Source organism: Streptomyces sp. NPDC017676, from assembly GCF_044329325.1.
Taxonomy (GTDB): domain Bacteria; phylum Actinomycetota; class Actinomycetes; order Streptomycetales; family Streptomycetaceae; genus Streptomyces.
On the sequence record NZ_JBIRJA010000001.1, the window covers coordinates 663,866 to 687,453 of the forward strand.

Consider the following 23,588-nt stretch of genomic DNA (forward strand, 5'->3'; position numbering starts at 1 on the left):
CGAGCACCGGGACTGTCACCGCGCCCCCGTAGAATTCACGCGTGGCAGGACGGATCAACGACGAGGACGTGAAGGCGGTACGGGACGCGGTCCCGATCGACGCCGTGGTCTCCGAGTACCTCCAGCTGCGCAACGCGGGCGGCGGCAACCTCAAGGGCCTGTGCCCGTTCCACGACGAGAAGTCGCCGTCCTTCCAGGTCAGCCCCAGCAAGGGTCTCTTCCACTGCTTCGGCTGCCAGGAGGGCGGCGACACCATCACCTTCGTGATGAAGGTGGACCACCTCTCCTTCTCGGAGGCGGTGGAGCGGCTGGCCGCGCAGGCCGGCATCACGCTGCGGTACGAGGAGGGCGGGTACAACCCGGCCCACCAGCGCGGTGAGCGCATCCGCCTGGTCGAGGCGCACAAGATCGCCGCCCAGTGGTACGCCGAGCAGCTCGCCACCAGCCCCGAGGCCGAGACCGGCCGGGTCTTCCTCGCCGAGCGCGGCTTCGACCAGGCCGCCGCCGTCCACTTCGGCGTCGGCTACAGCCCCCAGGGCTGGGACCACCTCACCCGCTACCTGCGCGGCAAGGGCTTCACCGACAAGGAGCTGATCCTCTCCGGCCTCGCCCAGGAGGGCCGCAGAGGACCCATCGACCGGTTCCGGGGCCGGCTGATGTGGCCCATCCGGGACATCGGCGGCGACGTCGTCGGCTTCGGCGCCCGCAAGCTGTACGAGGCCGACACCGGCCCGAAGTACCTCAACACCCCCGACACGGCGATCTACCGCAAGAGCCAGGTGCTGTACGGCATCGACCTGGCGAAGAAGGAGATCGCGAAGAGCAGCCGCGCGGTGGTGGTCGAGGGCTACACCGACGTCATGGCCTGCCACCTCGCCGGAGTGACCACCGCCATCGCGACCTGCGGTACGGCGTTCGGCGGCGACCACATCAAGATCCTGCGCCGGCTCCTCATGGACAACGGCTCGGCCCGGGTGATCTTCACCTTCGACGGCGACGCGGCCGGGCAGAAGGCGGCCCTCCGGGCCTTCGAGGACGACCAGAAGTTCGCCGCCGAGACGTACATCGCCATCGCGCCGGACGGCATGGACCCGTGCGAACTGCGCCTCGCCAAGGGGGACGAGGCGGTGGCGGACCTGGTCGAACCGCGCACGCCCCTCTTCGAGTTCGCGCTCCGCCAGATCGTGAGCCGCTACGACCTGGACACCCCGGCGGGCCGCGCGGCCGCGCTGGACGAGGCCGCGCCGATCGTCGCCCGGATCAAGAACAGCGGCGCCCAGCACGAGGTCGCCGTCGAGCTGGCCGGCATGCTCGGCATCCTCGACACCCAGTTCGTGGTCCGCCGGGTGGCGCAGCTCGCCCGCTGGGCCCGCGAGGGCAAGGGACCCCAGCAGCAGGACCGGCGCCGCCCGGCCGACCGCCAGTGGACCGAGGCGCCCCGCCCCGCGAACTCCGGGCCGGCCCTCACCCTGCGCAACCCGGTCTTCGCCGCCGAACGCGAACTGCTCAAGCTCGCCCTCCAGCGCCCCGAACTGGTCTCCCCGGCCTTCGACGCCTACGGCGTGGACGAGTTCACCGCCCCGCCGTACGCCGCCGTGCGCCAGGCCGTCGCGGAGGCGGGCGGCGCCGAGTACGGCGTGCCCGACCCGCAGGAGTACCTGGTCCGCGTCCGCGAGGCCGCGCCCGACGACACCGTGCGCGCGATGGTCACGGAGCTGGCCGTCGAGCCGATCCTGCGCCGCACGGTGGACCAGACGTACGCCGGCACGGTCCTCGTCCAGATCCGCCGCCGCGCCGTCGAACGCCGCATCCGCGACATCCAGTCCCAGATGACCCGCCTCTCCACCGCCGGCGACCCGGCCCAGCTGGCCGCCGTACAGAACGAGCTGTGGATCCTCCAGCAGTACGACCAGGCATTGCGCGAGCGGGGCGCGGAGGCGTTGTAGCGGCGGCTACTGCACGGGTGGCGTGACGGCGAAGTGGGTCAGCGAACTGCCGCCGGCCGCAGTTGCCAGTCGCATAGTCCGACGAGACGAGTAACCGACCGGTGACGGACCGGACGCAAAAAGTCACGGCACGACCCTCGTGGCGGGCTTGTGTCGTACTCCACACTGGGGGCGGTGCCCGAGCCTCGGAGCGCACGCTGCCGCACACCTTCAGCAGCGATCATCCTGGAGGTCGCCCCCGTGCAGACCCAGACCCTCACCCAGACCGACGACAGCACCAGCGCCACCGGCATCACCGCGGACGAGCCGGACGCGGAGGCGGACGTCCTCGCGGCCGTGCCCCCGCAGAGCCGTGCCGGCCTGCATCCCGAGGCGGAGCCGCCCGCCGACGCGCTCGTGGACGAACCCGAGGAACCCGTCGAGGTCCCGGCCGTCGCCCGGGTCGAATCCGGCGGTCCCTCCGCCGACCTGTTCCGCCAGTACCTGCGCGAGATCGGCCGCATCCCGCTGCTCACCGCCGCCGAGGAGGTGGAACTGGCCCGCCGGGTGGAGGCCGGCCTGTTCGCGGAGGAGAAGCTCGGCAACACCCCCGACCTGGACAGCGAACTCGCGCTGGACCTGGACCGGCTCGTCGTCATGGGCCGCATGGCCAAGCGCCGGCTCATCGAGGCGAACCTGCGGCTCGTCGTCTCCGTGGCCAAGAGGTACGTCGGTCGCGGCCTGACCATGCTCGACCTCGTCCAGGAGGGCAACCTCGGGCTCATCCGGGCCGTGGAGAAGTTCGACTACGCGCGCGGCTACAAGTTCTCCACCTACGCCACCTGGTGGATCCGGCAGGCCATGTCCCGGGCGCTCGCCGACCAGGCCCGCACCATCCGGGTCCCGGTCCATGTCGTGGAGCTGATCAACCGGGTCGTGCGGGTCCAGCGGCGGATGCTCCAGGAGCGCGGCTACGAGCCGACGGCGGAGGAGGTCGGCGCCCATCTGGACCTGCCGCCCGAACGGGTCGGCGAGGTGCTGCGGCTCGCCCAGGAGCCGGTGTCGCTGCACGCCCCGGTCGGCGAGGAGGACGACGTCGCCCTCGGCGACCTCATCGAGGACGGCGACGCGACGAGCCCCGTCGAGTCCGCCGCCTTCCTGCTGTTGCGCGAGCACCTGGAGGCGGTGCTGTCCACGCTCGGGGAGCGCGAGCGGAAGGTCGTCCAGCTCCGGTACGGCCTGGTCGACGGCCGCCCGCGCACCCTGGAGGAGATAGGCCGCATCTTCGGCGTCACCCGCGAACGGATACGGCAGATCGAGTCCAAGACGCTGAACAAGCTCCGCGACCACGCGTTCGCGGACCAGCTCAGGGGCTATCTGGACTGAGGCGGGGCCGCCCCGGGGAGCGGCCCCGCCCGTCCCCTAGTCCACCTCGGCGACCGCCTGCGCGAACTGGGCCTTGTACAGCCGGGCGTAGGCCCCGTCCGCTGCCAACAGCTCCTGGTGCGCGCCCTGTTCGACGATGGACCCGTTCTCCATCACGAGGATGGTGTCCGCGTCCCGGATGGTCGACAGCCGGTGCGCGATCACGAACGACGTACGGCCTGCCGCCAGTTTGGCCATCGCCTTCTGGATCAGCACCTCGGTGCGCGTGTCCACGGAACTCGTCGCCTCGTCCAGCACCAGGATCACCGGGTCGGACAGGAACGCCCGCGCGATGGTGATGAGCTGCTTCTCACCGGCGCTGACGCCCGTGCCCTCGTCGTCGATCACGGTGTCGTAGCCGTCGGGCAGGGTGCGGATGAAGCGGTCCGCGTGGGCCGCCCGGGCCGCCTCCTCGATCTCCCCGCGCGTGACCTCGCGCGAGGCGCCGTACGCGATGTTCTCGGCGATGGTGCCGCCGAACAGCCAGGTGTCCTGGAGCACCATGCCGATCCCGGACCGCAGTTCGTCCCGGGTCATCCTCCGGATGTCGACCCCGTCCAGGGTGATCCGGCCGCCGGAGACGTCGTAGAACCGCATCAGCAGATTGACCAGCGTGGTCTTGCCGGCGCCGGTCGGGCCGACGATCGCCACCGTGTGCCCCGGCTCCACCGTGAGCGACAGGTCCTCGATCAGCGGCTTCTCGGGGTCGTACCGGAACGACACGTGCTCCAGACGCACCCGCCCGCGCAGCTCCTCGGGCCGCTCGCCCGGCACCGCATCCGCCTCCTGCTCCTCCGCGTCCAGGAGTTCGAAGATCCGCTCGGCCGAGGCGACGCCGGACTGCACCAGGTTCGCCATCGACGCGACCTGCGTCAGCGGCATGGAGAACTGCCGCGAGTACTGGATGAAGGCCTGCACATCGCCGATGGACAGCGCGCCGGACGCGACCCGCAGCCCGCCGACGACCGCCACCAGCACGTAGTTCAGGTTCGACACGAACATCATCAGCGGCTGCATGACACCGCTGTGGAACTGCGCCTTGAACGCGGCCTGGTACAGCGCCTCGTTCTGCTCGGCGAACTGCTGGGCCGACTCCTCCTGCCGCCCGAACACCTTCACCAGGGTGTGCCCGGTGTACATCTCCTCGATGTGCGCGTTCAGTTGGCCGGTGGTGCGCCACTGCTGCACGAAGTGCGGCTGCGAACGCTTGCCGACCCGGGTGGCGACCACGAACGACAGCGGTACGGTGACCAGCGCGACCAGCGCCAGCAGCCAGGACACCCAGAACATCACCACGAGCACGCCGACGATGGTCAGCACCGAGTTGATGAGCTGGCCCATCGACTGCTGGAGCGTCTGCCCGACGTTGTCGATGTCGTTGGTCGCCCGGGACAGCACCTCACCGCGCTGGCGCTTGTCGAAGTACGACAGCGGCAGCCGCGACAGCTTCGCCTGCACGTCCTGGCGCAGCCGGTACATCGTGCGGTTCACGGCCCGGTTGACCAGCCGCGTCGCGACCGCCATCAGCAGGCCGGCGACCAGGAACACACCGAGCGCGAGCAGCAGGACGTGCCCGACGGCGTCGAAGTCGATGCCCTTGCCGGGCGTGAAGTCGGTGCCCCCCAGCACGTCCGCGATGCGGCCCTGACCGCGCTCGCGCAGGGAGCCGAGGACCTGCTCCTTGGTGGCACCGGCCGGGAAGCGCCGGCCGACGATGCCCGCGAACACCAGGTCGGTGGCCCGGCCGAGGATCTTCGGGCCGATCACGCTCAGACCCACGCTGATGACCACGCACAGCAGCAGGCAGTAGATCGTGAGGCGTTCCGGTCTGAACTGGGCGACGAGCCGTTTGCCCGACCCCTTGAAGTCCATCGAGCGCTGGTCGGGGCCGCCCCCGGCCATCATGCGTCCCATGGGCCCGGCCATCAGGCGGCCTCCGCTTCCGTCAGCTGGGAGAGCACGATCTCCCGGTAGGTCTCGTTGGATGCCATCAGCTCGGCGTGCCGGCCGGAACCGACGACCCGGCCCTCGTCCAGCACGATGATCCGGTCCGCGTCCCGGATGGTCGCCACCCGCTGGGCGACGATCACGACGGTCGCCTCGGCGGTCTCCCGGCCGAGCGCGGCGCGCAGGGCCGCGTCCGTCGCGTAGTCGAGCGCGGAGAAGGAGTCGTCGAAGAGGTAGATCTCCGGGCGCTGCACCAGCGTGCGGGCGATGGCGAGCCGCTGCCGCTGGCCACCGGAGACGTTGGTGCCTCCCTGAGCGATCGGCGCGTCCAGGCCGCCCTCCAGCTTCCGCACGAAGTCCTTGGCCTGCGCCACCTCCAGCGCGTGCCACAGCTCCTCGTCCGTGGCGTCCGGATTGCCGTACCGCAGATTGGTCGCGACGGTGCCCGCGAACAGGTACGGCTTCTGCGGCACGAGCCCGACCGTCCGGGCGAGCAGCTGCGGCTCGACCTCGCGCACGTTGACGCCGTCCACCAGGACCTCGCCCTCGGTGGCGTCGAACAGCCGGGGAACGAGACCCAGCAGGGTCGACTTGCCGCTGCCGGTGGAGCCGATCACGGCGGTCGTCTGCCCCGGCCGGGCCACCAGGTCGATGGACCTGAGCACCGGCTCCTCGGCACCCGGGTAGCGGAAGCCCGCGCCCCGGATCTCCAGGTGCCCGTGCGCCCGCAGCGCGGTGACGGGGGCCGCCGGCGGTACGACGCTGGACTCGGTCTCCAGGACGTCCTGGATGCGCTCGGCGCACACCTCCGCGCGCGGCACCATCATGAACATGAAGGTGGCCATCATCACGGACATGACGATCTGCATCAGATAGGCGAGGAAGGCGGTGAGGTCGCCGATGGCCATCCCGCCGCTGTCGATGCGGTGGGCGCCGAACCACACGACCGCGATGGACGACAGGTTCACCACCGTCATGACGATCGGGAACATCAGGGCCAGCAGCCGGCCGGTGGCCAGCTGCATGTCGGTCAGCTCGCCGTTGGCCTTCCCGAACCGGCCCTGCTCGTACTCGTCGCGGACGAAGGCGCGGATCACCCGGTTGCCGGTGATCTGCTCGCGCAGCACCCGGTTCACCGTGTCCAGCCGGACCTGCATCGCGCGGAACAGCGGGCGCAGCCGGCGCACGATGAGCGTCACCGAGATGCCGAGCACCGGTACCACCGCGACCAGTACCCCGGACAGCGGCACGTCCAGACCGAGGGCGAGCACGATGCCGCCCACGCACATGATGGGTGCCGACACCATCAGGGTGAACGTCATCAGGACCAGCATCTGGACCTGCTGCACGTCGTTCGTCGTACGGGTGATGAGCGAGGGCGCCCCGAAGTGACCCACCTCACGCGCGGAGAAGGACTGGACCCGGTCGAAGACGGCACCGCGCACGTCCCTGCCGAGCGCGGAGGCGGTCCGGGCGCCGTAGTACACGGCACCGATGTTGCACCCCACCTGCACCAGCGAGATGCCGATCATCAGGGCACCGAAGGACAGGATGTAACCGGTGTCACCCTTCACGACACCGTTGTCGATGATGTCCGCGTTCAGAGTGGGCAGGTAGAGGGTGGCGCAGGTCTGCAGGAACTGCAGCACCACCAGCAGGGCGATGGGTTTCTTGTAGGGCCTGAGACAGGTCCGCAGAAGTCGTATGAGCACGCTACGTCTCTCGGAGTCGGCGACAGGGGCTTGGTCGGTTGCCCTTGGCCCCTATCGTCGGACACTCCACCGGCGTTACCTCAACTGGTTATCCCGTCGCCGGGCTTCACGGACGGAACGCCCCCGGATGGGTCTGCTCCCGCACCGCCGTGAACTGCTGCCGCACCGCCTGCCCCACGGCCAGTTCCTCGCCGGGCTCCAGCACCTGCGCCGCCGCGCCCTGCCAGGCCGGGGGGTTGCGCGGATCGAGTGTGCCCTGCGACACACCGAGCGCCCAGGCCGCCTGCCGGGCCGCGCCGATCGCCGTGTAGTCCGCGGGCTGCGGTACGACGACCTGCGCGCCGAACAGGGAGGGCGCCGCGGCCTGCACGGCGGGCAGCTCGGCGGCCGGGCCGAGCAGGAAGATCCGGCGCACCTCCACGCCCCGCCCGCGCAGCACGTCCAGCGCGTCGGCCAGCCCGCACAGCATGCCCTCGAACGCGGCCCGCGCCAGGTGCTCCGGCTTCATCGACTCGCGCCGCAGCCCCGCGAGGGTCCCCGCGGTGTGCGGCAGGTTCGGCGTCCGCTCGCCCTCCAGGTACGGCAGCAGCACCAGCCCGTGCGCGCCCGGCGTGGACTTCATCGCCAGGTCGGACAGGCTCTCCAGATCCGGCAGGCCGAGCAGCTCGGCGGCGCCGCGCAGGGCGCGTACGGCGTTCAGGGTGGTGACGACCGGCAGGTGCATGCCGGTGGCGTCGGCGAGGGAGGTGATCATCCCGGACTGGTCGGTGAGCGCCTCCGGGTGCACGGCCATCACGGAGCCGGAGGCCCCGAGGGACACGACCGCGTCCCCCAGCCCGATCCCGAGCCCGAACGCGGCGGCCATGGTCTCCCCGGTGCCGGCGGAGATCAGCAGGCCCTCCGGGGTCGTACCGGCCGCGTCGGACGGGCCGATCACCTCCGGCAGCACCGCCTGGTGGCCGAGGGCCAGCTCGACCAGGTCGGGCCGGTAGGCGCCGGTGGCCGCCGACCAGTACCCGGTGCCGGAGGCCCCGCCGCGGTCGGTGGTCCGCCGCACGGGCCGTCCGAGCAGCTGCCACACCAGCCAGTCGTGGGCCTGGAGCAGGACGGCCGTGCGCAGCGCGTTCTCGGGTTCGTTCTTCGCGAGCCAGCGCAGCTTGGTCACCGGCTGGGCCGCCTGCGGGACGCATCCGACCGCCTGCGCCCAGGCCTCCCGGCCGCCGAGCGCGTCCACGAGGTCGGCGGCCGCGACCTGGGCGCGCTTGTCGCCGCCGACCATCGCGGGGCGGACGGTGTTGCCCTGGGCGTCCAGCGGGATCACCGCGTTCTGCTGGGCCGACACGCCGATGGCCTGCACGCCCTCCAGCAGGCCACCGCCGGCGGCCTCACCGAGCGAGAGCAGCCAGGCCTGCGGGTCGATGTCGCTGGGCCGGCCCTCGACCGGGTGGGGGGCATACCCCTGCCGTAGTACGGCACCGGTGTCCGTGTCGCAGACCACGATGCGTGTGAAGTCCGGTGAGCTGTCCAAGCCGGCGACTATCCCCATGCGGAGAATTTTGCCGCATTCCGAGGAGTGGCCCTTACGTGTTGCTCGTGCCCCAGTCGTCCTCGGTCCTGCCGTCGCCGCCTCGGTCGCGCAGGGAGCGGACCGGATGGGCCACCGACTCCGGGACCCGGTCGCCGACCTTGTCGCTGACCGTGTGGAGCGCCTTGCCCGCGTAGACGCGGCCCTGCTGGGCGGCCGTCTCCGCGGTGTTGCGCACCGCGGGGTTCTGCGCGATCCGGCGGGCCGACTTCTTCAGCTGCTCGTAGCGCTCACGACCGGCCCTCGTGCCGAGTACGTAACCGAGGGCCAGTCCGGCGAGGAACGTGAGCCGGTAGCGCATGGCTGCCACCCTTCCCGTGCGTAGTTTCTGGTGCCGCGCTGGCGCCTGGGGATACCGATTGGCGGAGCACCCCCCTGCTTGCGCTAATGTATGTGTCGCAGCGAGCGCCCGCCCCCTGGCGAATACCCAGGTAGGTACGTTCGATGCAACGAGGCGATCCTCCGTAGCTCAATTGGCAGAGCAGCCGGCTGTTAACCGGCAGGTTACTGGTTCGAGTCCAGTCGGGGGAGCTTCGGTCCTCCGTAGCTCAATTGGCAGAGCAGCCGGCTGTTAACCGGCAGGTTACTGGTTCGAGTCCAGTCGGGGGAGCGCTGAACGAGGACCCCTCCGGGGTCCTTTTTCATGTCCCCGGGAACCGCCGCGGCCTGCGGCGCTGTCCTCAAGGTCATGAGCAGAGCGGAAGCCGACCATCCGAGGCAGGAGATCGTATGAGCGGCTATGCTGCGGCAGACGGCGCGCACACTTGTACGCGACACGCCGCTATGGGGCGGTAGCTCAGCCGGTTAGAGCAGCGGACTCATAATCCGTCGGCCGTGGGTTCGAGTCCCACCCGCCCCACCGAGGCGCCTCGGCGCAGGAACGTTTTCAGCTGCGGCGCAGCATTAACCCCCTCCGGGCGGAGGGGGTTACGGCACCTCTGAAGATCCTTGGCCGGGCCGAGGCCCGGACGGGGTGCGGACGATCACCGTGGACACGACAGGACGGCTCCGGGTCCACGGGGCCCTGTCGCCCGATCACCCGGCCGGGCGTGATCGTGCCGGTGTCCTCCGGCCGGCGGCCGGGCGCAGCCGGCGCCGGGGTGGTGTCACGCCTTGCAGAAGCCGAGTCCCCTGAGGGCTTCGTCGATCTGCTTGCCCTGTGCCTCGGTCGTGGTGACGTCCTCGTAGGTGAAGCGCTGGGACGCGGCCCAGTCGGCCTTGCCGCTGCCGCCGTTGAGGGCGGAGCACTGGTTGCGGGCGGCGTCGATGGCCTTGTCCTCGTACTTCACGATGTCCGGGTTCGCGGCGGCGAGGGCGCGGAGCAGCGCTGCGCGCTCGGCACCGGTCGGCACGGGCGGGATGCCGGTGGCCTTCTCGGCGGCGCTGACACCGGCGCTGGGCTCACTGCTCGCTGCCGGGGTCCTGGTCGTCTCGGCGGGCTTCGCGTCCTCGCCGCTGTCGCTGCCGCCGCAGCCGACGAGCGAGACGGCGAGCGCCGCCATGACGGCGGCGATGTTCGTGCGGGTGCGCATGTTCCCCCCTGGTCCGGTGGCTGAGTGGCCATCATGCGTCAGTTTCGATCACTGCAACTGGAGTGCGGCCAGTTACGAGAGTTACCAGCGTGATCAGGGTGGAAAGTGGCTGAAAGTGACCTGTGAGGCAAAGGGGGCAGGTCATGCGTGCCGGTCACCGCAAGCGATCCGCCGTCCTGGGTACGTCCCTCATCGCCGCCACCCTCGCCCTCGGCCCCGCTGGAGCCTGGCGGACCGCATCCGCCGCGAAGTCGGCGTACGGGACGGCGCCTCCACCGGTGACGACTCACACCCGGAGTTGAACGGCCGTCAGCTCCGTCCCTGCGCCGCCGGCCCCGGGAACCAGGAGACCATCTCCTCGTACACGTCCGGGACTTCCCCGGTGCCGGTGAGCCAGTCGGTCTCGCCCTGGCTCCACTCGTAGGCGCGGTGACGGGCGCCGAGTTCCTCGACGAGTTCGGCGGCCAGCCGGGACGCCTCGTAGAGGTCCTGGTCGGTGGTCTGGGAGCTGGCGGCGACGATCAGCCCGCGCACCTCGGCCGAGTGGCCGTAGCGGAAGGCGCCGGTGCCGAGCAGGTGCGGGTCGGTGTGCACCGGTGTGCCGTTGTCGCCGCCGAGGCGCCGGTGGGCCGCCGCCTTGGCCGCGGCCTTGGGGAGGAAGCGGCGCGCCTCGTCCCCGACCGTGACCGCGCCCAGGACCGCGTCCGCGGGTGCGGTGCCCGCCTCCGCCGTCGGGTCGAGGACGACGAAGCCCATCGCGGGGCGCGGGTAGGGGCCGCGCGGCGCCTTGCCCTCCGGGGCGGTGTGGTTGCGCAGGATGCTCTCGGCCCGGCGGCGGCCGAGGTCCGCCAGCAGAGCGGTCAGTTCCCCGTCGGTGAGCATGTACGTGTAGGGGTTGCGGCGCACCGCCGCCTCGACGCGGAGTGTGCCGGCCGTGCTCGTCACGCCTGTCTCCTCCTTGCTGCGCTGACCGCTGTCCGCACCCGGTGGCGCGGCCCGGCACACCGTAGCGGCCTGATCATCCACGAGGCCATAGGTCTGGACCATTTTTCTGATCACTGTTGACCTTGCCGTGTGTCGCCCCGTAGATTTCCGTCCCGTCTTGATCAATGGTCCAGACCAGCTCTCCAAAGGCTCGCTGGGCTTTCCATTCGACGATCCCCCTTCTCGGGGTGCGCTGTGCTCTCAGGCTGCTGAGAGAAGGGGCGAAGGGGATGTTTGTCTTGACGACGCAGGTGTTAACGAACCTTGCGCAGAAGTTCACGGCCGACGGATTCGCCACCGTCGGAGAACTCGTTTCCCCCGGTGAACTCGCTGTTTACCGGGACATCTACGACCGTTTCCTGAACGGTGACATCGAAGCGGGCGACAAACGGTCCGATCTCGGTTCCCACGCCCCCCGCAAGGACGGCGTACGCGAGAACATCACACAGATCATGTGGCCCTCGGCCCTCCACCCGCCGCTGCGGGAACTCCCACTCCACCGCAAGGCGCTCGCCGTCGCCCGGGAACTCATCGGCGCCGACGCGGAACTCGACTTCGACATGATGATCCACAAGGATCCGCACACCGCCGTCCCCACGCCCTGGCACCAGGACGCGGCCTACTGGATCGACATGCCCGACCACCGGGCGGTCTCGATCTGGGTGGCGCTGGACGACGCCGACGTCGACAACGGCTGCATGTGGTACGTACGCGGCTCGCACGAACAGCCGCTGCGCCCGCACCGGCCCACCAGCGACGGCAAGAACATCGAGTGCGACTGCTCCGAGGACGAGCCGGGAGCCACTCCGGTGCCACTGCGGGCGGGGGAAGCAGTGGCCCACTCCGGCTTCACGCTGCACTACTCGCGGGGCAACACCACGGACGGCACGCGCCGCGCGTACATCCTCAACTACCGCCCCGCCGCGATGATCCGGCACGAACGGGCACAGGGCGCGGACCACGGACTCAACGAGAACGTACGGCAGGTCCGCAACTCCGGCGCCGTCGAGGACTGACCACCCGGCACCACCCCCCCACCGCCGGGCCGGCCACCACCGGCCCGGCCCCGACAGCCAGATGGGAAAGCCGTGAACCCTGTCATTCTGACTGGTGCCGTCATGACCCACCCGCGACGCCGAGCGGCGGCCGAGGCCATCGCGGCGAAGGACCCGCGGGGCCGCGTCCGTGTCGTCACCGACCCGGACCCCTCCGGCCCGCCCACCGCGCTGCGCACCGCGAACCCGTCCTGGAGCAGTGTCGGTGCGGACGCCACCCACCACGTGGTCTTCCAGGACGACGTCCTCGTCGCCGAGGATTTCTTCCCCTGTGCCGAAAAGGTCGCCGCCGCCGTTCCCGGTGAGGCCGTCGCCTTTTACGAGGGCTGGGAAGGCAGAAACAGCGGTGTCGTACGCCTCGGCGCCCTCACGGGTGCGCAGTGGGCCTATGCCATCGACGAACACGTCCCGTCGCTGGCCCTGATGCTGCCCGCCGACGCCGCCCGCGGATACGAGCGATTCGCGGCGGAACACGGCAATGGCTGGCCGTACGACGTGGTGATCCAGCGGTACCTCAAGGCGCTGGACATTCCGGTGCGGATCGCCGTGCCCAGTACCGTCGACCACGACGACGTGCCGAGCATCGCCGGAAACAGCACCCACGGATGGCGCCGCGCCACATTCTTCACCGACCGGGCCGCATTTTCCCCCGACGACAACACCGCGTGCGCCGCATTCTCCATGGTGCCCTTCTACCAGTACGGCGAGTCGAAATGCGCGGTACGGCAGGAGGACCGCTGGGAATACCTCGACACCGACCGCCATCTGCGGCGCATCGGCCTGCTCGACCGCTGCGAGGAGACCCTCGCCGCGGCGGACCGGCCCGATCTGCCCGACACCGTGTGCCGGCAGGTGTGGCTCACCGCCTTCGCCACCGGCGTCGCCGTCGCCGGCCTGACGGACCGTGACCCGGAGCCCGCCGTGGCGGCGGCGGTGATGGAGTCCCTCGGCCCCGGCGGCCTGTGCGAGGAGTACACCGGCGCCGAACTCGTGCCGATGATCCCGCTCGTCCGCGACCTCGCCCTGGCCGCCCTCGACGCCGGCCGGGCCGCGCACCGCGCCACCGCCGGCACCCCCCGCCCCGCACCCGCGCCCGGCGTCGTCGTCACCGGCGGCGACCCCGCCTTCGGCGCCCAGCTCGCGCGGCTGCTGACCGACGCGGGCCGCACCGCCGTACACGCCGAACGGCTCGACCCGGCCACGCACGCGGTGCCCGAGGCACCGGACGCCGTGATCCACCTCGGCACCCCGCACGACACCGGGTACCCGCTGGCGGACCTGCTCGCCGACGCCGAGAAGCTCGGCGCACGGCGGCTGGTGCACGCGAGTTCGGCCGCCGTCTACCGGGGCGGCGCCGCCGAGGACCGCACCGAGGACTCCGTGCGTGAACAGCCCGGGGACGCCGAGGCCCGGCTGTGGTGGGACGCGGAGGAGCAGTGCAGGGCCTGGGGCCGGCAGACCGGCACGCCCGTGCAGATCGTGCGGTTCGCCGAGCCGGTGGGCCCGCACGCCCCGCTGGACGGGGTCCTCGCCGGCTGGATGCTGCGGGCCTGGACCCGGCGCCCCATGACCCTGGTCGAGGGCCGCCGGCACCAGATCGTGGACTACCGCGACATGGCCGACGCCCTCGCCGCGCTGCTCGCCCGCCCGGCCGGACCCGAGGTCTGCAACGTCGCCTCCGCCGGCTACGACGAGACCGCCTTCGCCGAACTGGTCACCCGGACGGCCCGCCGCACCCCCTGGGAGCGGGCCGACGCCCCCGGACCGCACACCCCCCTCATGTCCACCGCCCTGATCACCGCCGAAACCGGCTGGCGGCCCGCGGCACCGGTGCACAATGGCGCCCGGGCGCAGGCACAGTGGCTGGCCTGCGACACCCATGACGACCTCGTCGGGCTCTGGCGGACCCCGGACCCCGGCGACGACACCGGCGTACGGCGGGCCTGACGATGACGGAGAAGGCGGAGAAGCGGGCGGCGCCCGAGACGGGCGGCGGCACGGGGGACGGGATCTTCTCGCCGCCGTACCTCGCCGCCACGCTGACGTTCGCCGTGGTGATGTTCCTGACCGGGTTCGCCGCCCTCGCCGTGGTGCCCACCCTGCCGACCGCGGCCCGGGAACTGGACGGCGTGTCCCTGTTCCCGGTCGTGGCGGGCTGCTTCGTCGCCGCCAGCCTGTTCGGCGGGGTGCTCGGCGGGCACTGGGCCGACCGGGCGGGCGCCCGGCGGCCCCTGGCGCTCGGCATGGTCCTGTCGGTGCTCACCCTGCTGGTGTCCGCGTCCAGCGTGTCCGTCTGGCAGCTCGCCGCCGGCCGGTTCGTGGACGGCCTGGCCGCCGGCATGGTCGCGGTGTCGGTGACCACCGCCATCGGCCAGGCCTACCCCGAGCGGCTGCGGCCCCGGATGCTCGCCATGATGAGCGCCAGCTGGGTCATCCCGTCGCTGCTCGGGCCGCCGCTCGCCGGTGTGGTCGTCCAGTGGTGGTCCTGGCGCGCGGTCTTCTACGGCCTCGCCGCCCTGACGGCGCTGCCCGCCGTCGCCCTCGTCGTCGTCCTGCGCAGACCCGTGGACGGCGACCCGGCCGGCGTACCCCCCGCCGCGGAACGGGCCGCCCGCCCCCCGCTGCTGGTCGCGGCCATGCTCAGCCTCGGCGCGGCGCTCGGCCAGTACGGCGTCTCCGACTGGGACCCGCGCCACCTCGCCTTCGTCGCCGCCGGCCTGGTCCTCCTCGTCGTCTTCGCCCCGAGGCTGCTGCCGCGCGGGACCTGGCGCAGCGCCCGGGGCCTGCCGACCGCGGTGCTGCTGCGCGGCCTGACCTCCGGCACGTACTTCACCATCGAGGCGCTGGTGCCGCTGATGCTGATCACCGAACGGCGGGTCGACGCCGTCGTGGTCGGCGTGGCCTTCACCGCCTCCGCGGTGCTGTGGGCCGGCGCCTCCTGGGTGCAGGGCAAGGCGCTCCAGCACGTGGCCCGGCACCGCCTCGTCACCGCGGGCGCCCTCGTCATGACCGCCTCCGCGGCCCTCGCCGTGGCGGGCTGTTCCGGCGGACTGCCCGCGGTCACGGCAGCCGCCGCGATGCCGCTGTCCGCCATCGGCATGGGGCTGCTGGACCCCTGCGTCACCGTGCTCTCCCTGAAACACAGCGAGCCGCACCGGCAGGGCCACACCACCAGCGCCATGCAGACCAACATGAACCTCGGCCAGGTCGTCGTCCTGGCCCTGGCCTCCGGAGTCCTCAACGCCTGCCTGGCGGCCGGCGCAGGCCCGCTCGACGGCTACCGCGTGGCGTTCGCGCTGCTGCTCCTGCCGACCCTGCTGGTCGCCCTGCTCGCCGTCCGCGCCCGCGGCGACTGACCTCCCCCCTCCCTCTCCTCTCTCTCCTTTTTCCGCACCCTCCCCTCCGAAAGGGACCGTTGTGCGCAGTGACCTTGTCGTCATAGGCCTCGGATACGTGGGCCTGCCCCTCGCGGTGGAAGCCACCCGCTCCGGGATGACCGTCGTCGGCCTCGACAGGAACGCCGAGGTCGTCACCCGGCTCAACGCCGGTGTCTCGCACGTCGACGACATCGACGACGCCACCGTCGCCCAAGTCCGCGCCCAGGGCTTCACCGCGACCACCGACGAGAGCGCCGTCGCCGGGACGGACACCGTCGTGATCTGCGTCCCCACCCCGCTGTCCGCGCACGGCGGACCCGACCTGACCATGGTCGAGAGCGCCTGCGCGGCGATCAGCCGCCACCTGCGGCCCGGCACCCTGGTCGTCCTGGAGTCGACCACCTACCCCGGCACCACCGACGAGGTCGTCCGGCCCCTCCTCGAACGCTCCGGACTCACCGCCGGCCGCGACTTCCACCTCGCCTTCTCACCGGAACGCGTCGACCCCGGCAACCAGGTCTACGGCATCCGCAACACCCCCAAGGTAGTCGGCGGCCACACCCCCGCCTGCGCCACCGCCGCCGCGGCGTTCTACGGCAAGATCGTCGACACCGTCGTCCAGGCCACCGGCACCCGCGAGGCCGAGATGGCCAAGCTCATCGAGAACACCTACCGGCACGTCAACATCGCGCTGGTCAACGAGATGGCCATCTTCTGCAACGAACTCGGCATCGACCTGTGGGACGCGATCTCCTGCGCCGCCACCAAGCCCTTCGGCTACCAGGCGTTCCGGCCCGGCCCCGGCGTCGGCGGCCACTGCATCCCGATCGACCCCAACTACCTCGCCCACAAGGTCCGCACCCTCGGCTACCCCTTCCGCATGGTCGAACTCGCCCAGGAGATCAACACACGCATGCCGCGCTACGTCGTGGAACGCGCCCAGCACCTCCTGGACCGGGCCGGCAAGACCCTCGGCGGCGCCCGCGTGCTGCTGCTCGGCGTCACCTACAAGGCGGACATCGCCGACCAGCGCGAGACCTCCGCCCGAGACGTCGTCAAACGGCTCCGGGCCCGCGGCGCCGACGTCTCCTACCACGACCCGTACGTCCCCGAGTGGTCCGTCGACGGCACGGCCGTCCCGTCCGCCGCCGACCTGCCCGCCGCCCTGGAGACCGCCGACCTCGCCATCCTCCTCCAGCGGCACCGGGCGTTCGACCTGGACGAGATCCAGCGGCGCGCCCCGCTGCTCCTCGACACCCGCGGCGCCGCCCGCCCGCAGCCGCACGTCGAACGCCTCTGACCGGCAGCCCCGCCCCCTCCCCTTCTCACACCCCAGGAGTGCTCCCATGTGCGGTATCGCCGGATGGGTCGACTACGCCCGCCCCGTCGACCACGACATCGCGCGCGCCATGACGGACACCATGGCCCGGCGCGGCCCCGACGCGGAAGGGCTCTGGACCGACGACCACGTCGCCCTCGGCCACCGGCGGCTGTCCGTGATCGACCTCGAAGGCGGCTGCCAGCCGATGGCCGCCGACGAGGGCCCCGGCGCCCGCGCCACGCTCACCTACAGCGGCGAGACGTACAACTTCCAGGAACTGCGCACCCGGCTCACCGGCCTCGGCCACCACTTCACCACCCGCAGCGACACCGAGGTCGTCCTGCGCGCCTACCTGGAGTGGGGCCCCGGGTTCGTCGACCGGCTCGAAGGCATCTACGCCTTCGCGATCTGGGACCGCGACCGCGACGAACTCCTGCTCGTCCGCGACCGCATGGGCGTCAAACCCCTCTACTACGCCGAGACCCCCTCCGGCGTGCTCTTCGGCTCCGAACCCAAGGCGATCCTCGCCCACCCCGCGTTCCGGCCCGTGCTCGACGCGGACGGCCTGCGGGACATCCTGTCCGTGGCCAAGGTGCCCGGACACGCGATCTTCCGCGGCATGCGCGAGGTCCCGGCCGGCTGCCTGGTCCGGGTGAACCGCACCGGCCTCACCGAGGAACGCTACTGGCAGCTCCGGGTCGCCGAGCACACCGACTCCCTGGACGACACCATCCGCACCGTGCGCGAACTCCTCGCGTCCACCGTGGAACAGCAGATGGTCTCCGACGTACCGCTGTGCACCCTGCTGTCCGGCGGCCTCGACTCCAGCTCGCTCACCGCGCTCGCCGCGCACGCCACCCGCACCAAGGGGCTCGGCCGCATCCGCTCCTGCTCGGTCAGCGACCCCGACCTCGACGGCACCGCCGGCCCCGACGCCAACGAGGACCACGTCTACGCCCGGCTGCTCGCCGAACACGTCGGCTCCGACCACAGCGAACTCCCGCTCAAGGCCCCCGACCTGCTCGACCCGGCACTGCGCGCCTCCGTCCTGCGCGCCTACGACCTGCCCCTCGCCAAGGGCGACGAACACGCCTCCCTGCACCTGCTGTTCAGCATCGTCCGGCAGCACTCCACCGTCGCCCTGTCCGGCGAGTGCGGCGACGAGGTGTTCGGCGGCTACCGCTGGCAGCGCGACCCCGACGCGGTCTTCTCCACCACGTTCCCCTGGGTCCACGAAGGACGCCACAACTACCGGGGCAACGACGTCGTCTTCACCCCCGACCTGCTCGCCAAGCTCGACCTCGACACCTACGAACGCGACTGCCACAGCACCGCCGTCGCCGAGATCGACGCCCGCCGGCACCTGGACGACCCCGCCGAGGCCCGCTACCGCGAGGTCACCTACCTCGCCCTCACCCGCCACGCCCAGGTCCTCTTCGACCGCAAGGACCGCATGAGCATGGCCTGCGGACTGGAGGTCCGCGTGCCCTTCGCCGACCACCGGCTGGTCGAGTACACCTTCAACGTCCCCTGGGCGATGAAGAGTTTCGACGGCCGGGAGAAGAGCCTGCTGCGCGCGGCCACGAAGGACCTGCTGCCCACGGCCGTCGCCCAGCGGGTCAAGACGCCGTACCCCTCCATCCGGGCCGAGGCCTACAACCGGACCCTGCGCGAGCGCCTCGCCGACCTCGTGCGCACCGGCACCGGCCCGCTCGACCCCTTCTTCTCGCCCGGCATCAGGACACGGGTACGGCGGGACGGAGCCGCGGCGCTGGAGCAGGGCATGAGCCGGGCCGCCCTGGAGACCACCCTCCAACTGGACGCGTGGCTGCGGGCGTACGACGTGGACGTCGTGCTCTGAGCCGCACCGGCCGCCGGATCCGGGCCGGGCATGGACGGGCCGGGTCCGGCGGCCATACTGGACCGCATGGAACGCATCGGGGGATACCTCGTCGAGCGCCGGCTCGGCGAGGGCGGCATGGGCACGGTCTATCTCGCACGGACGCGCGGCGGACGGGCCGTCGCCCTGAAGGTCGCCAAGGCCGAACTGGCCGCCGACCCGGTGTTCCGCGAGCGGTTCCGCAGCGAAGTGGAGGCGGCCCGCGCGGTCGGCGGCTTCCACACGGCACCGGTGGTGGACGCCGACGTCGACGGCGACCCGCTGTGGCTGGCCACGGCCTACATCCCCGGACCCACCCTCGCCGCCCGGCTCGCCGCCGAGGGCGCCATGGACGAGGACCGGCTGCGGTCCCTGGGCGCCGCGCTCGCCGAGGCACTGGAGTCCATCCACTCCTGCGGCCTGGTGCACCGGGACCTCAAGCCCGGCAACATCATCATGGCCGTCGACGGGCCGCGCGTCCTCGACTTCGGCATAGCCCGGGCCGTCGAGTCCACCCGCCTCACCGCCACCGGCACCGCCTTCGGCACCCCCGGCTTCCTCGCGCCCGAGCAGGCCCTCGGCCACGATGTGACCGGCGCCGCCGACGTGTTCGCCCTCGGCGCCGTGCTGGTCGCGGCGGCCGGCGGCAGCGCCTGGGGCGAGGGCACACCGATGGGGCTGATGTACCGCTCCGTGCACGAGCCGCCCGACCTGTCCGCCGTACCCGCCGGGCTGGCGGACCTGGTCTCCGCGTGCCTGGCCAAGGAGCCCGCGGACCGGCCGACGCCCACCGAACTGCTGGACCGGCTGACGGACCCGGCACCGGACCCGGCCCGGCCGGCGGCACCGCCGTACCCGCCCACGCTCACCGCGTCCCCGGGACCGGCCACGCCGCCCCCGGCGTTCACCCCGCCCCCGCCGCCCGCGGCACCCCCGCAGGCCACGGCGCCCCTGTACCAGCGCCCCGTGCAGCAGCCCGTCCAGACCGCCACGCCACCGCACTTGCCCGTCCAAACCGCCACGCCACCGCACCTGCCCGCACAGCCCGCCACCCCGCCGGCCCCCTACGGCTTCGGGCCGCCCATGCCCTACGGCACCCCGGAGGCCGTGCTCGCCGACGCGCAGTCCGGCGCGGTCGTCAACGCCACCGGAGTCCTCTTCGAAGTGGCGGGCGTCACCGCGGACTTCGCCTGGTCCGAGATCGCGCACGTAGGACGCCACTGGCGCGGCAACCGCCTCACCCTCACCGTGCGGCTGTGGGACGGCGGGGTGTACACCTGCGAGCTCAACGCCCGCCGCAGGGCCCGGCTGACCGCCTGGCTGGCCCAGCTCGACCCGGTCCTCGCCCGGTACCTCACCCGCTAGCCGGCCCGGTCAACCACCGCGCCCGACGGAAGACTTGGGCCGGTCCAGGCTTGAACCGGCCGGGACGTGGGCACGCACCTCCTACCGGCGTGCAGCCGGGCGTTGTCGGCAGCAGGAGGGCGTCATGGACCGTCGGATCCGGGTACGTGTCAGCCGGCGGCCCGCCGCGCCGCGCGGGCAGGAGATCGACCGCAGGACCCCCTCGGGGCGCGTCCTGCCGTACTGACCGCGGTACCGACCCGGTCCGCCGCGGCGGCCAGGGCCGCCCGCAGCGGCTCCGGCGGGGCCGGCCCGTCCGGCGCCGCGCTCGCCGCGACCGCCGACGCAACCTCCCGCAGCTTGGTGTTGGACCGCTGGGACGCCTCCCGCAGGATCTCCCACGCCTGGTCCGGGGTGCACCCGTGCGCCGCCATGAGGATGCCCCGGGCCTGGTCGATCACCGGGCGGGAGTCCATGGCACGGCGCAGTTGCTCGACCTCCAGGCTCAGCGCGTGCAGCCGCTCGGACTGCTCGGCGTGCTCACGGGCGACCGCCGAGGCGGTACGGGCGGGAAGCCCCGCCGGCAGGGCGGCGCTCAGCGGGTCCACGGGATCCAGGCCCACCAGTTCCAGCACCCGGCGTGGCTGCCCCCGCCCGCCGGTGGCCCGTACGGGCACCCGCCGCCGGCGGCCGTACTCGCTCAGCGTGTCCAGGGCCGCCGGCCCCGCCGTGTCCAGGAAGGTCACCCCGGACGCGTCCAGGTCGACCCCGGCCACACCCGCCGGCAGAGCCGCCAGCGCCCTGGTGAGGGGCTGCGTACAGCCGCGGACCAGCTCACCGCGCGCGGTCAGCAGGACCCGGTCGCCCTCCGCACCGCCGTCGACGGCCAGGGTGTCCAGCCGCCCGGTGTGCGGTGCGCGTGCAGCTGGCATCATGCTCTCGTCTCGCTCCGCCGTCGGTCGTACGCGGCTCGCCTGCCCCAGCCGCACGGACCTGCACCCCGTCCGGGAGAGCCAGGGCGCATACTGGGCAGTCATGTACCCGTGCGGCTGGGAGACGGCGTGAACGCAGCTGAACCGGCGCGGCCCCGGCCGGCCGTCGTGCCGAGGCCGGCGGTGCCGGGCCCCGCGGCGCCACGGCTCGATGTGTCCCCGTTGACCGGGCGGACCGGATTCCGGGCGGCGGGCGAGGTCAGCCTGCGCACGCGCGGCATCTGGGAGCGCGCGCTGGAGCGGGCCGTTCGCGAGGGCGAGGACGTGTATTACTTGGAGCTTTCCGCGCTGACCTTCGTCGACGTCGCGGGCGCCGGCGCACTGGCGGACGCCGCCCGGAACCTCGGCGGGCAGCGGCGCCTGGTGCTGGACCGGCCCCCGGACGCCCTGCCACGGATACTGGACCTGCTGTGGCCCGGTCTGCCGGGGATCGAGGTGCGGACGTCATGACCGCCACCACCGAACCCGTGGACCCGTTCGTGCACCCCGCGCTCTTCTACGCCGACGCGCGGGAGTACGTCGCCGGCACCGTGCCGTTCGTCCGGGCGGCGCTGACGGCCGGCGAGCCCGTCGCGGTCGCCGTCCCCGGCGAGAACCTGCGGCTGATCCAGGACGAGCTGGGCCCCGACGGCGCCGCCGTACGGTTCCTGGACATGCGGGAGGCCGGACGCAACCCCGGCCGGATCATCCCCGGTGTGCTGCGCGCCTTCGCCGACACCCAGCCGCCCGGCCGCCGGGTCCACATCATCGGCGAGCCGGTCTGGGCGGGCCGCAGCCCGGCCGAGTACCCGGCCTGCGCCCAGCACGAGGCGCTCATCAACGCGGCGTTCCGGGGCCGCGAGGTCACCATCCTGTGCCCGTACGACACCGCCCGCCTGGACGAGCGGGCGCTCGCCGACGCGCACGCCACCCACCCGGTCGTCATCCCGGCCGGCTCCGGCACCGAACGGACCAGCGCCGACTACGACCCCGACGGCGTGGTCTCCCGCTACAACGAGCCGCTGCCACGCGCCCCCGGCGCCGGCCCCGACGTGCTGCGCCGCTCCTTCGACGAGGACTCCCTGTCCGCCGTCCGGCATCTGGCCACCGACCACGGCGCCCGGCTGGGCCTGACCGGCCTGGGCCTGGAGAACCTGGCGCTGATCACCGCCGAGCTGACCACGAACAGCGTCGTCCACGGCGGTGGCACCGGCACCCTGACGGTGTGGCCCGAGGACGGGTACGTACTGTGCGAGGTCCGCGACAAGGGCCGCCTCGACGACCCGCTGGCCGGCCGCCGCCCCGCCGGCCGCGACCAGCGGGGCGGACGCGGACTGCTGCTGGTCAACCTGGTCTCGGACCTGGTCCGCACGCACACCGGCCTGGAGGGCACGACGATCCGCTCCTACCTGCGCCGCTGACGGCGCCCCCGGAGCGGGCTCAGCCGGCGAGCGGGTTCAGGACCAGCGGTTCGATCCGGCCCTCCAGCATGGCGCCCAGGCCCTGCGCCGCGCACACGTCGGGCCGCTCGGCGATGTGCACCGGCATCCCGGTGGCCCGCCGCAGCATCTGGTCGAACCCGGGCAGCAGCGCCGAGCCGCCGACCATGACGATCCCGCGGTCGGCGAGGTCGGCCACCAGGTCCGGCGGGCACTCCCGCAGCACCTTGCCGATGGCGTCCAGGACGGCCGTCAGCGGGGTCTGGATTGCGTCGCGCACGGCGGCGGTGTCCACCCGCACACTGCGCGCCAGCCCCGTCGCCACGTCCCGGCCGTGGATCTCGGTCGACGCCGGACCCTGCGGGGTCAGCCCGTTGCCGGACAGGGCCACTTGCAGCGGCCGTACCGCCTGGCTGGGCAGCATCAGCGCGTGCGCGTGCCGCAGGTGCTGCACGATCGCGTGGTCCACGGCCTCGCCACCCACCGGGATCCGCTCGGCGGTGACGATGGAGCCCAGCGAGAGCACCGCGACCTGGGTCGCCGCCGCCCCGCACACCATGACCATGGTGGCCTCGGGCCGCTCCACCGGCAGCCCGCACCCCACGGCTGCGGCGATCAGCGTGTCGACCAGCTCCACCCGCCTGGCGCCCAGCCCGACCAGCGTCTCGATCGTGGCGCGCTGGGCCAGCGGATCGGCGTCGTGCGGGGCACAGGCCGCCGCCCGCAGCCGGGGCCTGCGGCGCAGCGCCCGGCGCATCTTGTCGCCGAGCAGATGCCGCAGCATCCGCTGGGCCATCTCGATGTCCACCACCGTGCCCCCGGCGATGGGCCGTACGACCCTGATGTAGTCCGGGGTGCGCCCCGTCATCTTCTCCGCGAACTCGCCCACGGCTATCAGCGCGCCGGTACGGGTGTTCACGGCGGCGACCGAGGGCTGGTCCACGACCAGGCCGGAGCCCTTCACATACACCCGGGTGCGGGCCGCCCCGAGGTCGACGGCGAAGTGACAGCGGCGCAGCCGCTCCAGGCTGACGGTCACGGCGGATCCTCCCGAGTGCGCGGGCCTTGGGGTCCCCCGCCTGTCAGGCGGGC

Annotated in this window: 18 protein-coding genes and 3 tRNA genes; 13 read left to right on the forward strand and 8 right to left on the reverse strand. The window is 72.5% G+C overall.

The window, feature by feature from the left end; all coding sequences use genetic code 11:
- Positions 1-41 precede the first annotated feature (41 nt).
- Positions 42-1,946 carry a DNA primase gene (gene dnaG, locus ACH4LD_RS02940; protein WP_398053390.1) on the forward strand — a complete coding sequence of 635 codons (1,905 nt, stop codon included), beginning with the start codon at positions 42-44 and terminating at the stop codon, positions 1,944-1,946.
- Between the two features lie 165 nt (positions 1,947-2,111).
- On the forward strand, positions 2,112-3,311 hold the full coding sequence (locus ACH4LD_RS02945) for an RNA polymerase sigma factor (protein ID WP_398053603.1): 1,200 nt from the start codon (positions 2,112-2,114) through the stop codon (positions 3,309-3,311).
- Between the two features lie 36 nt (positions 3,312-3,347).
- On the opposite strand, the gene ACH4LD_RS02950 is transcribed toward ACH4LD_RS02945, so the two are convergent.
- From ACH4LD_RS02950 to ACH4LD_RS02965, 4 genes are all read right to left on the reverse strand, one after another.
- Positions 3,348-5,276, reverse strand: a complete 1,929-nt coding sequence (locus tag ACH4LD_RS02950; RefSeq protein ID WP_398053391.1) for an ABC transporter ATP-binding protein — start codon at positions 5,274-5,276, stop codon at positions 3,348-3,350.
- On the reverse strand, positions 5,276-7,009 hold the full coding sequence (locus ACH4LD_RS02955) for an ABC transporter ATP-binding protein (RefSeq protein WP_398053392.1): 1,734 nt from the start codon (positions 7,007-7,009) through the stop codon (positions 5,276-5,278). Before ACH4LD_RS02955 ends, ACH4LD_RS02950 begins: the two co-directional genes overlap by 1 nt.
- Positions 7,010-7,115: 106 nt before the next feature.
- Entirely contained in the window at positions 7,116-8,555 is a 1,440-nt protein-coding gene (locus ACH4LD_RS02960; RefSeq protein ID WP_398053393.1) for an FGGY-family carbohydrate kinase, read from the reverse strand.
- Positions 8,556-8,589: 34 nt separating this feature from the next.
- The gene (locus ACH4LD_RS02965) at positions 8,590-8,895 is read right to left on the reverse strand and encodes a hypothetical protein (protein ID WP_103810855.1); all 306 of its coding nucleotides are present in this window, start codon (positions 8,893-8,895) and stop codon (positions 8,590-8,592) included.
- Between the two features lie 157 nt (positions 8,896-9,052).
- On the opposite strand from ACH4LD_RS02965, the gene ACH4LD_RS02970 reads away from it, so the two are divergent.
- From ACH4LD_RS02970 to ACH4LD_RS02980, 3 genes are all read left to right on the forward strand, one after another.
- Positions 9,053-9,125 (forward strand) — tRNA-Asn (locus ACH4LD_RS02970).
- Positions 9,126-9,131: 6 nt separating this feature from the next.
- Positions 9,132-9,204 (forward strand) — tRNA-Asn (locus ACH4LD_RS02975).
- A gap of 175 nt (positions 9,205-9,379) precedes the next feature.
- A tRNA-Ile gene (locus ACH4LD_RS02980) sits at positions 9,380-9,453 on the forward strand.
- Positions 9,454-9,700: 247 nt separating this feature from the next.
- On the opposite strand, the gene ACH4LD_RS02985 is transcribed toward ACH4LD_RS02980, so the two are convergent.
- Positions 9,701-10,126 (reverse strand): hypothetical protein, encoded by a 426-nt coding sequence (locus ACH4LD_RS02985; protein ID WP_132783602.1) that lies wholly within the window; start codon positions 10,124-10,126, stop codon positions 9,701-9,703.
- A gap of 309 nt (positions 10,127-10,435) precedes the next feature.
- The gene (locus tag ACH4LD_RS02990) at positions 10,436-11,071 is read right to left on the reverse strand and encodes a hypothetical protein (protein ID WP_398053394.1); all 636 of its coding nucleotides are present in this window, start codon (positions 11,069-11,071) and stop codon (positions 10,436-10,438) included.
- A gap of 269 nt (positions 11,072-11,340) precedes the next feature.
- Between ACH4LD_RS02990 and ACH4LD_RS02995 the strand changes: the two genes are divergently transcribed.
- From ACH4LD_RS02995 to ACH4LD_RS03020, 6 genes are all read left to right on the forward strand, one after another.
- On the forward strand, positions 11,341-12,126 hold the full coding sequence (locus tag ACH4LD_RS02995; RefSeq protein WP_132783604.1) for a phytanoyl-CoA dioxygenase family protein: 786 nt from the start codon (positions 11,341-11,343) through the stop codon (positions 12,124-12,126).
- A gap of 102 nt (positions 12,127-12,228) precedes the next feature.
- Entirely contained in the window at positions 12,229-14,112 is a 1,884-nt protein-coding gene (locus tag ACH4LD_RS03000) for an NAD-dependent epimerase/dehydratase family protein (RefSeq protein ID WP_398053395.1), read from the forward strand.
- 2 nt (positions 14,113-14,114) lie between these two features.
- On the forward strand, positions 14,115-15,521 hold the full coding sequence (locus ACH4LD_RS03005) for an MFS transporter (protein WP_398053396.1): 1,407 nt from the start codon (positions 14,115-14,117) through the stop codon (positions 15,519-15,521).
- A gap of 61 nt (positions 15,522-15,582) precedes the next feature.
- On the forward strand, positions 15,583-16,842 hold the full coding sequence (locus ACH4LD_RS03010; RefSeq protein ID WP_132783607.1) for a nucleotide sugar dehydrogenase: 1,260 nt from the start codon (positions 15,583-15,585) through the stop codon (positions 16,840-16,842).
- Between the two features lie 46 nt (positions 16,843-16,888).
- A complete protein-coding gene (asnB, locus tag ACH4LD_RS03015; RefSeq protein ID WP_398053397.1) occupies positions 16,889-18,724 on the forward strand; it encodes an asparagine synthase (glutamine-hydrolyzing) in 1,836 nt (611 codons plus the stop codon).
- Between the two features lie 66 nt (positions 18,725-18,790).
- Complete coding sequence (locus ACH4LD_RS03020) at positions 18,791-20,107, forward strand: serine/threonine-protein kinase (RefSeq protein WP_398053398.1); 1,317 nt, start codon at positions 18,791-18,793, stop codon at positions 20,105-20,107.
- Positions 20,108-20,256: 149 nt separating this feature from the next.
- Here ACH4LD_RS03020 and ACH4LD_RS03025 read toward each other — a convergent pair whose 3' ends face one another.
- The gene (locus ACH4LD_RS03025; RefSeq protein ID WP_398053399.1) at positions 20,257-21,021 is read right to left on the reverse strand and encodes an ANTAR domain-containing protein; all 765 of its coding nucleotides are present in this window, start codon (positions 21,019-21,021) and stop codon (positions 20,257-20,259) included.
- Between the two features lie 126 nt (positions 21,022-21,147).
- Between ACH4LD_RS03025 and ACH4LD_RS03030 the strand changes: the two genes are divergently transcribed.
- Positions 21,148-21,528, forward strand: a complete 381-nt coding sequence (locus ACH4LD_RS03030) for an STAS domain-containing protein (RefSeq protein ID WP_398053400.1) — start codon at positions 21,148-21,150, stop codon at positions 21,526-21,528.
- Positions 21,525-22,478, forward strand: a complete 954-nt coding sequence (locus tag ACH4LD_RS03035) for an anti-sigma factor RsbA family regulatory protein (protein WP_398053401.1) — start codon at positions 21,525-21,527, stop codon at positions 22,476-22,478. Before ACH4LD_RS03030 ends, ACH4LD_RS03035 begins: the two co-directional genes overlap by 4 nt.
- Positions 22,479-22,497: 19 nt before the next feature.
- On the opposite strand, the gene ACH4LD_RS03040 is transcribed toward ACH4LD_RS03035, so the two are convergent.
- On the reverse strand, positions 22,498-23,535 hold the full coding sequence (locus tag ACH4LD_RS03040; protein WP_398053402.1) for a rod shape-determining protein: 1,038 nt from the start codon (positions 23,533-23,535) through the stop codon (positions 22,498-22,500).
- Between the last annotated feature and the right edge of the window lie 53 nt (positions 23,536-23,588).

What these genes read in the sequence shown, in the direction of transcription:
- ACH4LD_RS02985 (WP_132783602.1), bottom strand. Translation starts at nt 10,126, where the DNA reads ATGCGCACCCGCACGAACATCGCCGCCGTCATGGCGGCGCTCGCCGTC.
- ACH4LD_RS02960 (WP_398053393.1), bottom strand. Translation starts at nt 8,555, where the DNA reads ATGGGGATAGTCGCCGGCTTGGACAGCTCACCGGACTTCACACGCATC.
- ACH4LD_RS03035 (WP_398053401.1), top strand. Translation starts at nt 21,525, where the DNA reads ATGACCGCCACCACCGAACCCGTGGACCCGTTCGTGCACCCCGCGCTC.
- ACH4LD_RS02965 (WP_103810855.1), bottom strand. Translation starts at nt 8,895, where the DNA reads ATGCGCTACCGGCTCACGTTCCTCGCCGGACTGGCCCTCGGTTACGTA.
- ACH4LD_RS03005 (WP_398053396.1), top strand. Translation starts at nt 14,115, where the DNA reads ATGACGGAGAAGGCGGAGAAGCGGGCGGCGCCCGAGACGGGCGGCGGC.
- ACH4LD_RS02950 (WP_398053391.1), bottom strand. Translation starts at nt 5,276, where the DNA reads ATGGCCGGGCCCATGGGACGCATGATGGCCGGGGGCGGCCCCGACCAG.
- ACH4LD_RS03020 (WP_398053398.1), top strand. Translation starts at nt 18,791, where the DNA reads ATGGAACGCATCGGGGGATACCTCGTCGAGCGCCGGCTCGGCGAGGGC.
- ACH4LD_RS03000 (WP_398053395.1), top strand. Translation starts at nt 12,229, where the DNA reads ATGACCCACCCGCGACGCCGAGCGGCGGCCGAGGCCATCGCGGCGAAG.
- ACH4LD_RS03025 (WP_398053399.1), bottom strand. Translation starts at nt 21,021, where the DNA reads ATGATGCCAGCTGCACGCGCACCGCACACCGGGCGGCTGGACACCCTG.
- asnB (WP_398053397.1), top strand. Translation starts at nt 16,889, where the DNA reads ATGTGCGGTATCGCCGGATGGGTCGACTACGCCCGCCCCGTCGACCAC.
- ACH4LD_RS02995 (WP_132783604.1), top strand. Translation starts at nt 11,341, where the DNA reads ATGTTTGTCTTGACGACGCAGGTGTTAACGAACCTTGCGCAGAAGTTC.